This is a genomic window from Siminovitchia jepli (assembly GCF_047228825.1).
In the GTDB taxonomy this organism is placed as follows: domain Bacteria; phylum Bacillota; class Bacilli; order Bacillales; family Bacillaceae_C; genus Siminovitchia.
The window spans coordinates 1-13,769 of the sequence record NZ_JBFEGN010000090.1 but is presented as its reverse complement, the minus strand read 5'-3'; the positions used below and the strand labels follow the sequence as shown (position 1 = coordinate 13,769).

Genomic DNA, 13,769 nt, shown 5'->3' with positions numbered 1-13,769 from the left:
GTACCCAGATTTGTAAATTGTTCCCAAAAGAGCGCTGAATTAGTTTTCGGCAAATTTACTTTCGTAATTTGGGTTAAAAGTTATAAAGATTTATGGGATCCGAAATTTAAGAATTCCCTTGTAGTATTGGATGATCAACGAGTTATGCTGGGCATAGCCAATAAGATACAGGGAGAATCCATGAGTTCGATCGACCCTAAGGTCATTGAAAAGTCCAAGGAGCTTCTTGTTGATCTACTGCCCAACATTAAGGCTTTTGACAGCGATTCACAAAAAACGATGCTTTTAAATGGCGAAGCCAAAGCAGGGATCGTTTGGGGAGCGGAGGCTTATCTCGCAAACAGTGAAAACCCGTCCATCGAGACTGTTTTGCCCGAAGAAGGCATGTATTTGGGAATAGACTGCTTCATTATCCCTAAAGGGGCCCCAAACAAGCGAGCGGCTGAAGCGTTCATCGATTTTGTGTTAAGGCCAGAGATCAGCGCTGAAATAACAAAGAATTTTCCATATTCCAATCCTAACAAGGCTGCGCACCAACTGATCGGTGACGAAATCATGAAGCACCCTGCTGTCAATCCGCCTGACGAAGAACTTGAGAAAGGAGAGTTTTTGAAGGATCTTGGTGAAGCCGTCCTTGACTACGATAGGGCCTGGTCTGAGGTAAAACAGTGAATATGGCAAAGATCCTAAAGGATAGGAAGCTACCTTTAGGATTTTCTTTTTGCAATAAATAAGTTAGGCAATTCTGCGTTTTTTAAATGTAAAGCCTCCGCTAATGCATAAGAATCATGTACAGTAGATGCATACTCTCCGCTTTCTCATAATACTATCAACTTTCCAGAATTACTATTAGCTTTTCTACATTACTCACAATATTCTAAAAAAACTCTCAGACTTTCTACTATACTTGCATCTTCGCTTTTAATATTTCAAACTTAAAAACGGATTCCTCCACTCCATCAAAGCCGCATAGTCGGAAGACTCCTCATCTTTAATGTAATTCGGCAAAACTTGTACGGGTGTCCGTCCGCAATGCAGCAAAAAGGTAACAACCGGGTCCTTGATTTTCCCTTCCATCACGCGGCTCAAATATTCCCCGGCGGTCATTTCCTTTTGATATTTATGATAAAAAGGAATCCGTGCCCCGCCAAGTAGGCGTTCCAGCCTCTCATGAACTACCACCTCATACATGGATTGCATCAGCCATTTTCCGAGCCCAAGTTTACGGAAAGCAGGCTTGACGCAAATATCTACAATATAAATGGCGTTTCCGTTGGGATCATGATTACGGATATACCCGTCATTCGTTATCTCAGACCACGTATGTTCCGGGCGGCTTGGGTTAAAATCAATCTTCAGCCCGGTGATTGAACCAACAATTTCCCCTTCAACCTCCACACACAAAGCTCCTTCAGGGAATCTTTCTATGTGCTCTTTCAACTGCTCTTCATTCCACCAGAGATCTGCAGGAAAAGGCGGAGGAAAGCTTTCCTTCTGAACATCAATCAGCTCCTGAAAATCAGCCTTTGTATAGTTCCTGATAACTGCTTGAACGGGCTTGTCCCCATCGAAAACATACCATTTTTTATACAACTGAAACATCCCCTTAAGAAACTTTTTCATCAAAGCTTAATTCAGGCGGTTTTTCCTTGAACATTTTCGTTAAATAGGCCAGGTATATAACTCCGATAATAAACCAACTGATCCCCAGCATAAACGCATCCCGGCTTAAGCTTGTCCATAACCAGACACATAGTATGATCCCAATCAAAGGAATGACTAAATAGAGAAAAGAATCTTTCATGGACCGCCGTTTGTTTTTAAAGAAGTAATGAGCGATGACAGATATGTGAACAATCGTAAAAGCGGCAAGAGCGCCAAAGCTAATAAAAGAGGCAACTGTATCTAAAGAAAAAAATAACGATGACAGCGCCAACAGGCTTACGATGACTGTACTGTACACCGGTGTTCTGTATTTTGGCGAAATATACCCAAACACTTTCTTCGGAAGGATCGTATCCCGTCCCATGGCAAAAAGAAGCCTCGATACACTGGCGTGGGAACTGGTTGCTGAAGCGAAGCAGCCCAGGATGTATCCGGCAAGGAACATGGCTTTAAATAGATTCCCTCCAATAAAAACAGCAATCTGCAGTGGAGCAGAGTCCGGATCTTCAAACGACATATAATCCGGATAAACCATTTGCCCAATATATGAAACAATGATGAACAGAACACCTCCGATAATGGTGACAAGAAAAATCGCCTTTGGGATGTTTCTTTTTGCATCAACTGTTTCTTCCGATAATGTGGTGACCGCATCAAATCCCAAGAAGGACAGACATAAAATGGCAGCACCCGCAAAAACCAACGAAGTCGAACCTTCGGGATTAAAAAAAGGCAATGTCGAAAATAGAGTCCCCGTTCCTCCCCCGCCTAATATCGTTTTGACGGAAAGGATCAAGAAAAACGCAATGACAATAATCTGAAAAGCGATTAAATAGAAATTGACGTTCGTGACAACTTTTATTCCCCTGATATTGATAAGCGTTACGATCAAAATGGCCAAAATAACCCAAACCCAGTTTGGTACCGATGGAAATTCGGCATTTAAATAGATTCCGATGACCAGGTAATTAATCATGGGGAGGAACAAGTAATCCAACAGCAATATCCAGCCCGTAAAAAAACCGATATGAGAATTGAGCGATTTTTGGGCATAGGTATAGGCAGACCCTGTATACGGATACGCTTTTACCATCCGGCCGTAGCTGTATGCGGTAAATAGCATCGTCAATAATGTGGCGATATACGCTGCCGGAAGCATACCCAAGGTAAGCTGGGATACAATTCCATAGGTTGTAAAAACCGTCATCGGAACCATGTAAGCCAAACCGAAAAGAACAACAGGAAACAAGGTTAGAACTTTTTTAAATTCTGCATCCGTCCTCATACAAAATCCCCTTTGTATTAAATTTAGTCTTTATACACAACATTTCCATTCATAACGGTCAACTTGACCCTCGCTTCCAAAAGCTCTGCGGATTCAGCGGCAAACAGGTCACGGTCCAGGACAATCAAATCGGCCAGCTTGCCTTTTTCAATTGTTCCCAATTTATGCTCCATAAAGTTGCCAAAAGCCGGTCCATATGTGTAATGTCTTAATGCTTCAGATATGCTGATTTTTTCCTGCGGGTTCCACCCTCCTTCGGGTTCTCCATCATTATATTGCCGCGTTACCGCCCGATATATTTCCAGCATGGGATCCAATTCAACAACAGGGAAATCACTTCCAAATGCCATGTATGCACCCGACTCAGCCAGTGTTTTAATAGGCCAAGTAAATGGATCCCTTTCCTTCCCTAAGCGAACCGGATAAATGTTATCCTTAAAGCGCCCGGTAATGGCCATGTGCTCCGGCTGCATGGAAGCGATGACGCCCATGTCGGCAAATCGGTTGATATCATCAGGATGAATTACTTCGATGTGCTCAATCGCATGACGGGAATCCCTTTTTCCATTTCGGCCTGCCGCTGCCTCAAATAAATCCAGCCCAAGCCGAACAGCCCCATCGCCACAGGCATGCAAACGCACACGAAACCCTTCCCGGTCCGCCTCTGTCACCCATTGCTCCAACAAATCCGGCGGCAGGAACGGCTCCCCTTTTATTGCAGGATTATCGGAATACGGACTCACCATATATGCAGTGTAGGTAGTCGCAACACCATCAAGAAATTGCTTTAAACCCGAAAATTTTAGCATATCGGATTGATAGGTGTCCCGCAGCTCTTTTGCTTGATCTAAATCCCCATTCAATGGGCTGAGAAAAAAATTTCTTACGGTTAACTTGCCTTCTTTCTCAAATTTTCGATAAAGAGAAAGATCCCCCAGTTCAAAACCCGGCAATGGCAGCATATCGCTAACCGATGTAATGCCAAGGCGATTCGCCGCAGACAAAAATCGCGACAGCAGTTCTTCGGCTTTTTTTTCGGGTATGTGAAAAGCCTGGTCTGCAAGCTTCATGGCCGTTTCCAATAAAATCCCCGTTGGTTGGCCGTCTTTATCTTTTACGATGGTCCCGAATGGGGGATCGGGCGTATGTTCATTAATCCCCGCCATCTCCAACCCTTTGCTGTTAAGCCACGCGCCATGACACTCCGCATTTAATAGAAACACGGGGCGGTCAGGAATAAGTTCATCTAATATGGAACGATCCGGCATTATTTTTTCATCCCAAAAAATGTGGTACCAACTAAAGCCGAGAACCCACTCATCATCCGGCCGTTTGTCCGCAAATTTTTTGACCATTTGAGCGGCTTCACGGGCCGACCGGGCATTTGCAAGATTTGCGTAATCCTCAAAAAGGCAGCCCAAGGTCAAGTGAACATGAAAATCATGAAAACCGGCCATAATCGTTTGATTTTCAAACTTGTACACTTTTGTATTTTGGCCGGTATATTCGAATCCATCTCTTTTGGAAATATTGAGAATCTTTCCATCTTTAACGGCAATACTCCCCTGTATTACCTCCTTGCCGGTAAAAATCCGGTTTCCTTGAATAATCAGATCAGCACTGTTCAAAGCTCTCCCTCCCATATCATTTGTTTGGCGAAACGGGGTTTACACTTTTGCTCTTCCCCCTTTAAACAACAGGCTAACAATCATCAGGACTGATCTTTTCAATCATTGCTTTACTTCCGACCAGACGCGGTCATAAATTTGCAGCGCTTCCCCCACATCGACTGCATGGGCTGCTTTTGGATGGTTCACTCCCTCATCCACTGTCTTCTCAATCTCTTTACGGATATCATCCGGCAATAGGTTCATGGCTTCTTCGTTCGGGCTCACATAAGGATAATCAAGTACAATTTCCTTGTTTACTTCCGGATCATAGATGAAGTTAATGAATTTTTCAGCATTTTCTTTGTTTTTTGCTCCCTTTGGAATCACGAAATTATCCTGCCACAAGCTGAGGAAGTCTTCAGGAATAACGACCTTGATGTTTGGATTTTCCCTCATTGCAAGTGCCGCTTCCGCACCGTAAACGACTCCCGCTTTTACTTCATTACTGATTAACAGGTTTTTGGCATTGTCGCTGTCGTACACTTTGATATTCGGCTTCAGTTTTTTAAGCTCTTCACCCGCAGCGACAATTTCTTCTTCTTTTCTGCTGTTCGGGTCATGGCCCAGCATGCTCAGCATGGCCCCAAGCATTGTCCGTGGATCGTCCAGAATGACCAGACTATCCTTGAACTCCGGATCAAATAAATCTTTATAGGAGGTTACTTCTTTATCAACGAGTTCTTCATTTACGGCAATGACTTCCGTTCCCCACAAATAAGGGAGAGAATAGTCGTCATTCGGATCGAAATCCCAGCCCAAATAGTCTTTACCGATATACTTCAGATTGGGAATGTTCTCTTTATTGATTTTTTCCAATTTATCCTGATTGATCAAGACTTCGACAAAATAAGTGGAGGGTACAGCCAGGTCAAAGTCCCCGCCGCTTACGTTTAATTTTGCCATCATCTCTTCATTGGAGGAAATTTCACTGTAATTTACCTTAATTCCGGTTTCTTCCTCAAATTGCTTGATTAAATGTTCCGGCAAATATTCCGACCAGTTCATTATGTTGACAACTTCTTTTCCGGAACCTCCCCCCGAGGAGCTTTTTCCACACCCTGCCAAAAAACGCTCATCAACAAAACGGCGGCAAACATCACAACAGGTGTTTTTTTCAATTTCTTCAATACATTTCACTTCCTTAGAAAAATGATGATAAAACCCGGGATTTAAGCAGGAGCAAAAAGCGCCGGAAAACCCGGCAAACTTTTCCTCCCGATCTAAAAACATAAAAAGTTTTAATTTTTTAATATATGGGCTGCCGCATCATTGGGGTACGTTTGCCCTATGCAAATCGATGATTTTCCCTGTCTTTCAAGGGCGTTACCGAGCCGGCCTCCCGATTTCTGCGCAGCGCCTCAAGATCGACATCACCTGTAACGAGTGTTTCTGCGTTCGATTGGCCTTTTGCTATCACGCCGTCTCCCGGAAAAGAAAAATCAATCGGAGAAAAGATTTCCGATTTCCCGTAGCGGGAATCCGTCTGGGTTACATGCGTTAAATGGCCAAAAGATCCAGATGTCACGACAAACGCCTGATTTTCAACAGCTCTTGCACGTGCACAATAGTGTAATCTTAAAAAGTCATGTTCATTTTCGGCAGAAAACGGAGTAAAAATGATTTGAGCACCCTTATCGACTGCCAAACGGGCTGTCTCAGGGAACTGAATATCATAACCGACCACAATGGCTATTTTGCCGCATTCCGTATCAAATACTTTCAATTCATTCCCCGGCTGTATCCCGAACCATTTTTCTTCTTGTGACGGAATATGCAGTTTATACTGTTTTTCCACCGTACCGTCTCGTTTAAAAAGGAAAGCAACATTATACAGGTCGTTGTTTTCCTCCATATAGTGAGAGCCTGCAATAATGTTTATGCTGTATTTAATCGCCAAATCAGAAAACAGCTTTATATATTCATTTGTAAAAGAAGCCGCTTTTTGTGCTTGACCGCTTGGAAACCTCTCCCCAAGAAAAGAGGCCAACTGCAATGTAACCGCTTCCGGGAAAACAATAAAATCAGAGCGGATTTTGGAACTGTTGTGCACATAATGTTCGCACTGTTTGGCGAAATCAGAAAAAGAACCGATTTTCTTCATTTCGTACTGAACGGTCGTGATGCGGACAGGCAAAGCATGCCGGTAGTCTTTGTCAGAGGGCGGAACGTAGTCTTCATTTACCCATTCCATGAGTGTGGCATATTTGAGCGATGCCCCGTCATCCGATAAGTAGTTGGGCAAAATCTTTTTAAATTGAAATCCATTCATCGTTTGAAATGTAATGACGGGATCATAGATTTTTTTCTTGATGACTTCTTGCACATATTGCTCCGGTGTCATTTCATTTGCATATTTATAATAATTGGGCATGCGGCCGCCAAATACGATGCTTTTCAAATTGAGCCGGCGGCACAACCGGCGGCGCGCTTCATACAAACGGCGTCCGATCTTCAGTTTTTGGTAATCGGGATGAACGACGACATCCAATCCGTATAAATGGGTGCCTTTTGGGTTGTGGTTACGGATATACCCGCCGTCTGAAATTTCATCAATCGTATGTTCTTCACTATACTCTTCAAAATTTACAATGATGCTTGAGCATGCGCCCACTATTTTCCCGTCATATTCGACGCAAAACTGTCCTTCCGGGAATATTCGGATATGGCTTTCATAGTGTTCCGGTTGAAAAGCAACACCGGGAATGCCAAAACTGAGGTTGGCTACTTCAACGACCTCGGGAATGTCTTTTTGGCGAATATTTCTTACGATGATTTGCTTTGGTTTATTAGAAGTGTCCGTCTCACTCATGATGCCTTCCACTTCCTTTCTTATTTTTTATGAGTCTATTAAAAGCATGTCCCAAAAGGGACGGCGGACCGGGCGTAAAAAACCCGGTCTTGCCGATCGACATCTCTTTCCTTAAGCTTTCCCCCTTGTTTTTGATCCGTTACGTCTCGCGTAATGGCTGTACCGGATTTCGATCGATTTGCGTGACATCCGCGGAGGCTGGCATTTATTATTACTTTGAGAAGCAGGAGGCTTCTGGATAAATACGGCTAAATTTCCTCATACTTGTCCGGTGACGGATTGCCGAGGCAAAGCCATGTTTTGTGTTTGGATAAGTTCATAATGATTGAAAATACGGTTTCAGTTCGCCTATGCTCGGGTGCGTTTTCATTGGCAAAATGATTTATGGAATTCGGATAATTAAATCGATCCGAGAGCCACTCTTTAAAGCTGTCCTCATCAATCATTCTTCCTTTTGCAAGGGCGGTGCGAACCAGCTGCTCAGCCCGGCTTTTCCGGACGACTGAGTCGGTGTATTTAAATTCATTCAAGTCCTTCAAATTTTCCGACAAAAATGCCGAACAAATATGGTTTGAATGGACGACAAAGCCATCAGCGTTCCCCATCAGGTCGATCCCAAACGGGGATACCTCGATATTGGCCGCCATCGACCCGCGTCCGTTTTCATGGCTGGCAATCAAAAAGTTGGCTGCCGAAGCCATTTGCCCATCCTTTACCCTGGCAATGGCCTCATGGTAAGAGGAAGAGTTGAGTACTGCCCGTAATCCAAGATGAATGGGCACTTCATCCGATTTTTTATCTGTGATCAATGCATTGAGGCAAACGGCAATCCCTGCCGAGTTCCAGCCTATTTTCCCGATAATGCCGCCTTCGGTGACCATCGTAATATCCGGCTTTCCTTTTTGTTTGATGCGAAGCAGCAATAAGCTTTCCTGCTGGCTTCCTTTCCAGTCCCAGTTTTGCCCGATAATGGTCTCATCTGAGGCCGGCGGAGTGACAGCAATGGACGTGCAGCCATCAGAAAATATGTTGTCTTTTCTGCCGGTAAGCGCAATCTCACTGCGGGCGTTCAAGGCAAGTATATCTTCAAAATCCACTCCGGCGCCCGCCGCTACACCCTCCATTTCCTCAAGGAAGCCCGGATCGTAATGTTCAATCGCTTTCAGATGGACGAGCGCCCGCTCTCTTGCTTCTTTCCAATCAATTTGGTGGTATCCGTAAAACAATTTTTCATACGTGCCCAAGCTGATTTGGATTTGTTCTTTGCCTTCACGTCCATGCTTTTCCCCTATTTCCCTTGGTGTTCCTTCTAACTCCAACTGTTTGATCATGAAAGTCTTCCTTTCTCGTGCTATTACGAAATATAATCCTTAATTTTAAAGTAATATTTCATGATGCCCAAGCCTTTTGCATTATGGCTGTGAAAAGGAATCGGCTTTAAGTTCGAACGGTCCAGCGGGTTGTTTTTATCCCCTTCATTTAAAATGTTTGAAGCGACGATTTTTCCGAGCAAAGTGGACATGGCCGCTCCGTGTCCGGCATACCCGAAAGCAAAGTGGGTGCCGTCATCAAGTTGCCCGATATAGGGGATCTTTTCAATCGTAAATCCTACTTTTCCGCTCCAGGTATATTCGACTTTTGCATCTTTCAATGCAGGAAATACGTCTATCATGCCTTTCTGCAAATTAATAAATAGTCTCGCTGCGTCACGCTTGCTCGTTGTCCGGCCGGAACCGCCAAATACCATGCGGTTATCTGCCGATAAGCGATAATAATACAGTAAATTTTTCGTATCGCAGGCTGCCCGGTTATTCACCATCAGCCGCTTGCACAATTCTTCCGGAAGCGTTTCTGTGGCCAGTACAATACTTTCTACGGGAACAATTGCCCTTTTGATCAGTTTATGCAGGTCAGTCGTATAGGCATTCACAAAAATGCCGATGTGTTTCGCTTTGACGGACCCATTACTCGTTTTCACGACCACCTCATCTTTTGAAGGATGTTCTATCTTGAGAGCTTCAGAGTTTTCGTATATGGTCCCGCCATATTTTTCTACGGCATCTGCCAATCCAAGGCAGTAGTTTAGCGGATGGAAGATCGCACTTTTGTCGTCAATATGTGCACCATGGTAATATGTTGATTCCATTTCGGTATGCATGTCTTCTTTTTCGATGATTTTCGTTTCAAAGTTGTATTCATCATACAAAAATTGCTGTTCTTTTTTGAGCCCATCCAAATGGGATGGCTTATAAGCTGTCAGCATATTGCCGTTTCTGAAAAAATCACATTTGATGTCTTCTTTTTCTATGATATTTTCAATCAAATCCACACAGTCCATCGACATTTGAAACATCTGTCTGGCAGTCTCCCTGCCGTACTTTTTGGCCAGCGCACTCATCGGCTCCACGTAGCCGATCAGCACTTCCCCGCCATTTCTTCCGCTTGCTCCCCAGCCAACAGAATGTGTTTCCAATACAATCGTTTTTACATTTCTTTGCTGTAAATGATATGCAACGGAAAGCCCGGTGAAGCCGCCGCCGATAATGACGACATCACACGTTTCCTCCCCTTCCAACGATGGCCTTTTTGGATGTTCGTTCGCAGTCGCATGCCACAATGATAAATCACTCATCATTCCACTCCTCCATCAATATGCATCCATTTTCAATCAATTATTGTTTTACTTCTGACCATGCCCTGTCATAAAATTTGATCGCTTCACCGACATCAACAGCGTGGACGCCCCTTTCATAATCTTTATCGGATAATTCCAACTCCTTTTGGACATCTTCCGGCAATATTTCCAATGCCGCTTTATTCGGGTTATGGTACGGATAGTCCATCGTGATTTCTTTGCTTATTTCCGGACGAAGAATAAAGTCAATGAACTTTTCTGCATTTTCTTTATGCGGAGCATCTTTCGGAATAACAAAGTTGTCTTGCCACAGACTTAAAAAGTCTTTGGGAATGACCGTTTTAATGCTCGGATTTTCCCTCATGGCCAAAGCAGCCTCTGCTCCGTACACTACACCGGCTTTCACTTCACCACTGACAAGCAAGTTTTTCGGGCTGTCGCTGTCAAATGCCTTAATGTTTGGCATTAATTTTTGTAATTCTTCCCCGGCTTTCATGATCTCTTCTTCATTTGTGCTGTTCGCAGAATATCCGAGCATCTCAAGCATTGCGCCAAGCATCGTACGCGGGTCATCCAATACGACAAGGCTGTCTTTTAACGACGGATCAAACAAATCTTTATATTCATCAATCTCAATATCTACCAGGTCTTCGTTGTAGGCAATAACTTCCGTTCCCCACATATATGGAACAGAGTAATCGTCATTTGGGTCATAATCCCATCCCAAAAACTTTTCGTCAATGTTTTTTAAGTTGGGGATATTGTCTTTATTGATTTTTTCCAGCTTGCCTTCGTTAATTAATACTTCAACATAATACGTAGACGGTACAGCCAGATCATAAGTGGCATTTCCTACATTTAATTTGGCTACAAGCTCTTCATTGGAAGAAATCGTACTGTAGTTCACTTTAATCCCTGTCTCTTCCTCAAATTGTTTAATGAGGTGTTCAGGCAAATACTCGGACCAATTTAAAATATTGACGACATTTTCGTCTTTTCCTCCTGTGCCTTTTCCTCCGCATCCAGCAGCAACAACTGATGCGAGAAGCGCCACCATCATTAAAATACCTATTTTTTTTCTCATCCAAAACCTACCCCTTTTGATGGATTATTTTTAGTAGTTTATCGGATTTTTATAGAAGTATAAAACTGAATCAGTCATTCAAATATCAATGGCCAGATCTTCCACGTAAGCAAGCACCATTCCTTTTAGTATCTCGTCCCCCTCTTTTACCTCAACCGACAATAAGTTTCCCCGGTATGATTTTTTTACTTCATAAAGAGTGCCGTCCGATTTTTTGATCTTAAAGATGGTTAAAAACCTTTGGATATCAGCCTCCTGATGAATCAGGACCTTTTCCAGCATGCCATCGCAGGGGCTTAATATCATCTCTTCCATTTTTTCCGTCTCTCCTGTCGTTTTTTTCGATTATTATCACCAGTCCATTTTTCGTAATCGTTTTTACTTTTTCTCAGCACCATTCCGGAAATTCAAAAAAGCGCTAATATTTATGATTGCAAGTTTTATGCCAAACGTTCCTGCTTAAACTGACAACGTTTGCAACATGAAGATTGAAAGTGTGTATTCACCATTGCATAATGTTTTCTTTTTTGCATGACTTTTTGGACCTTTTTTGAGTTTAACGAAAAAAAGCCTGAACCTATAAGGTAGGTTCGGGCTTTTTTCATAAAAAACTTTGCCAATGGTTTTGCAGGAATCCGTTATGGCGGCAGGTGTATTCACCTCTCACGTGTCCCATTTATTGGATCCAGTTTCCATTTCTATATCGTTATACCAACCCCTGCCAAAATTCACTTTCGGTATTTGTAATTAAGGGACTATCCTAATTTAGCTTTGCAGGTTTACTTTCCTTTGTAAACAATCTTTCCATCAACAATTGTATATACTATGGGCGTTTCAGAAATATCTTTAGGATCAATTTTAGTAATATCCTCCCCGAGAACAACCATATCCGCTTTCTTACCAACCTTAAGGGAACCTAAGTCATCTTCGCGGAACATCTGGTAAGCGACGTTCTTGGTGAATGACTGGAGCATTTCCTGGACAGTGAGTGCAAAATCAGCGTTGCGAACCATATCCTTTTCCTGCTCTTCAGGATAAGGACTGTTTCGCGTGACCCCAATTTCTATCCCGTTAAGCGGGCGGTAATCAGGGGTGGGAGGATAATCGCTGCCACTGGCAATCGTTATACCCGCATCCCACATCTTCCGGGCTGGATACATGGCTAGTGCACGTTCTTTCCCTAACATCGCTGCTTCAGTGTCAAAATACTGATCTTTGTAAAACCAGAACGGTTGCAGGTCGGCCAAAATATTTAATTTAGCCATACGGGGAATATCGCCCTCATCAATTGAGCTAATATGTGTGATAGTGTGACGCGAATCACGCTCTCCGTTCTCCTTAGCGGCATTCTCGTACGCATCGATCGTCATTCTGACAGCAGCATCACCGATGGCGTGAGTATACACCTGGACTCCTGCTTTATCTAAAGCGGAAACCATCTTATTGAATTCATCAACTTCCCACTCCGTGTCACCGGCGTGGTTGTGGCCTTTCCCAGCTCCTGCACCGTATGGCTCAAGGAAAAGGGCTGTCGAGGCTTCAGTGACGCCATCGGCAAATAGTTTGGCAGTATTGAACTGAACCCAATCAGAATTGTATTTTTCACGATTATCCGTAATAAGTTTAACTGCCTCCTCTGGTGACATCCCCGCATCCACGTAGGATGTGGCAGCAACTCTCAATGTGAGTTTTCCTTCTTTCTCCAGTTCCGCAAGCTCTTCTCCACTGCCATGAGGCTGGATACCAGTAATACCAAAGCTATTTGCTTCTTCGATGTATTTCAGCATTGCTTCTTTTTCCTGCTCTTTTGTGAGTGGCGGCGCCATATCTTGTACCTTTTTGAACAAACCGCCTCCTTCACGTACTACACCGCGGGGAGAACCGTCCGGATTGCGAACGATTTCGCCGCCTTTAGGATCCGGTGTATTCTCGTCTATCCCGGCCAATTCAAACGCTTTAGAGTTGGCCCACACGGCGTGGCAGTCAATGGAGCTCAGGATGACTGGAATATCAGGAACGACCTCATCCAAGGCCTCTTTCGTAGGGCCAAGGTTAGTACCATCCTCCTGCTCATAAGGCCCATACTTCCAGCCACAACCGCCATTGATGACTTTGGTGTCAGGATTTTTATCCATGAAATCAGCAATAGCCTTCATGTATTCCTCATGGGTATTGAGGCTTGAGAGATCTACTGAAAACAGCTTGTCAGGCCACAACCCCGGTGGATGCGTATGGCCATCCATAAAGCCGGGAGATACCATCTTCCCATCCAGATCAATTATCTCTGTGCCGTCGCCTACATATTGTTCCACATCGTCGTTACTGCCTACGAAGATGATTTCGCCATCTTTTGCAGCAATTGCTTCGGCAGTCGGCTGATCATCCTCCATCGTGTAAACGATACCATTTTTAAGAACGAGCGTGGCCTTATTATCAGACACCGCTCCTTCTTTTTTATTGACAGCATCTGAATCCTTTTTTTCATTTACATCTGATTTCTCGGTACAAGCACTTAACATGAGTAATAACGGAATAAACATTAATACCTATTTTCCGCTAATCGTATTATGTCAGATTGTAAAATAGAAAAATGACATTTTTTACTTTTTTTCTTCAGGGAT

Annotated in this window: 12 protein-coding genes; 1 reads left to right on the top strand and 11 read right to left on the bottom strand. The window is 43.5% G+C overall.

What is annotated here, in order from left to right; translation table 11 throughout:
* Nucleotides 1-672 (top strand): ABC transporter substrate-binding protein (locus AB1L08_RS19035; RefSeq protein WP_413066219.1); only part of this gene is annotated, 672 nt, incomplete at its 5' end.
* Between the two features lie 249 nt (nucleotides 673-921).
* On the opposite strand, the gene AB1L08_RS19030 is transcribed toward AB1L08_RS19035, so the two are convergent.
* From AB1L08_RS19030 to AB1L08_RS18980, 11 genes are all read right to left on the bottom strand, one after another.
* Nucleotides 922-1,593, bottom strand: a complete 672-nt coding sequence (locus AB1L08_RS19030; RefSeq protein ID WP_413066218.1) for a GNAT family N-acetyltransferase — start codon at nucleotides 1,591-1,593, stop codon at nucleotides 922-924.
* 13 nt (nucleotides 1,594-1,606) lie between these two features.
* The gene (locus AB1L08_RS19025) at nucleotides 1,607-2,950 is read right to left on the bottom strand and encodes an APC family permease (protein ID WP_413066217.1); all 1,344 of its coding nucleotides are present in this window, start codon (nucleotides 2,948-2,950) and stop codon (nucleotides 1,607-1,609) included.
* Nucleotides 2,951-2,973: 23 nt separating this feature from the next.
* Nucleotides 2,974-4,578 carry an amidohydrolase gene (locus AB1L08_RS19020; protein WP_413066216.1) on the bottom strand — a complete coding sequence of 535 codons (1,605 nt, stop codon included), beginning with the start codon at nucleotides 4,576-4,578 and terminating at the stop codon, nucleotides 2,974-2,976.
* Nucleotides 4,579-4,680: 102 nt separating this feature from the next.
* Nucleotides 4,681-5,625, bottom strand: a complete 945-nt coding sequence (locus AB1L08_RS19015) for an ABC transporter substrate-binding protein (protein WP_413066215.1) — start codon at nucleotides 5,623-5,625, stop codon at nucleotides 4,681-4,683.
* Entirely contained in the window at nucleotides 5,625-5,747 is a 123-nt protein-coding gene (locus AB1L08_RS19010; protein WP_413066214.1) for a hypothetical protein, read from the bottom strand. Before AB1L08_RS19010 ends, AB1L08_RS19015 begins: the two co-directional genes overlap by 1 nt.
* Nucleotides 5,748-5,905: 158 nt before the next feature.
* Nucleotides 5,906-7,429, bottom strand: a complete 1,524-nt coding sequence (locus AB1L08_RS19005; protein WP_413066213.1) for a GNAT family N-acetyltransferase — start codon at nucleotides 7,427-7,429, stop codon at nucleotides 5,906-5,908.
* A gap of 248 nt (nucleotides 7,430-7,677) precedes the next feature.
* A complete protein-coding gene (locus tag AB1L08_RS19000; protein WP_413066212.1) occupies nucleotides 7,678-8,760 on the bottom strand; it encodes a C45 family autoproteolytic acyltransferase/hydrolase in 1,083 nt (360 codons plus the stop codon).
* A 23-nt stretch (nucleotides 8,761-8,783) separates the two neighbouring features.
* Complete coding sequence (locus tag AB1L08_RS18995) at nucleotides 8,784-10,061, bottom strand: NAD(P)/FAD-dependent oxidoreductase (RefSeq protein ID WP_413066211.1); 1,278 nt, start codon at nucleotides 10,059-10,061, stop codon at nucleotides 8,784-8,786.
* A gap of 40 nt (nucleotides 10,062-10,101) precedes the next feature.
* Nucleotides 10,102-11,148 (bottom strand): ABC transporter substrate-binding protein, encoded by a 1,047-nt coding sequence (locus AB1L08_RS18990; protein WP_413066210.1) that lies wholly within the window; start codon nucleotides 11,146-11,148, stop codon nucleotides 10,102-10,104.
* Nucleotides 11,149-11,226: 78 nt separating this feature from the next.
* Entirely contained in the window at nucleotides 11,227-11,463 is a 237-nt protein-coding gene (locus tag AB1L08_RS18985) for a biotin/lipoyl attachment domain-containing protein (RefSeq protein WP_413066209.1), read from the bottom strand.
* Nucleotides 11,464-11,927: 464 nt separating this feature from the next.
* Nucleotides 11,928-13,688: an amidohydrolase gene (locus AB1L08_RS18980; protein ID WP_413066208.1), complete on the bottom strand. Its 1,761-nt coding sequence runs from the start codon at nucleotides 13,686-13,688 to the stop codon at nucleotides 11,928-11,930.
* Between the last annotated feature and the right edge of the window lie 81 nt (nucleotides 13,689-13,769).